General features: G+C 43.7%; 1 protein-coding gene and 1 pseudogene. Both read right to left on the reverse strand.

Annotation, left to right across the window (positions count from 1 at the left end; translation table 11 throughout):
- The coding region (locus A3762_RS23050; protein WP_197469520.1) for a metallophosphoesterase at positions 1-250 on the reverse strand (250 nt) is incomplete at its 3' end.
- 10 nt (positions 251-260) lie between these two features.
- Positions 261-776, reverse strand: a pseudogene (locus A3762_RS23055) (NAD(+)/NADH kinase); the annotation flags it as partial.

Genomic DNA, 776 nt, shown 5'->3' on the forward strand with positions numbered 1-776 from the left:
CATTATATTCATGATTACCCAACACAATTTCAGCCTGGCCAGCATCCACCATGTTTTTAACGATATGAAGAGCCTCGCGAATACGAGGACCTCTGTCGACAATATCACCAACAAAAATGACCTTTCGACTATCATGGCGAAAACATCCGTTTTCATGTTGATAGCCCATTTTAAGTAGCAGCTTTTCTAGCGTTTGGGCGCATCCATGAACGTCACCGATCAGGTCATAACCTTGAACATGTTCACTCATACTACGTCACTTAACTCTCAATTAAGTTATGAGCCCAACCTAGCTTCTCACGACACGTTTCATAGAAATTGTGCGAGGTTGGATGAATCAATCTTACTTGGTAAGGTTTTTTGGTGATACTAACTGTGTCACCTGGCGCTACAGGAATGTGATACTGGCCATCACAACTTACTTGTGGATATATCTCGTTCGCTTCACCAATCACAATCTTTATTTCACTTTTCCCGTCTACCACAATAGGTCTGCTACTCAGCGTATGAGGGAACATTGGAACAAGAGCAATTGCATCTAACTTGGGATGGAGAAGAGGGCCACCTGCAGACAAAGAATATGCGGTTGATCCTGTTGGGGTACTGACAATCAAACCGTCAGAGCGCTGGCTATATACGAATTGTCCCTCAACAAAGAGATCAAAGCCGATCATTCGTGTCGATTTACCAGGATGCAGAACAATGTCATTCAAACCTGAACCGTAACCGACCGGCTCACCATTTCGGCGCACCAATACATCAAGTAAAAAGCGTTT

It is taken from the genome of Oleiphilus sp. HI0125, from assembly GCF_001635355.1.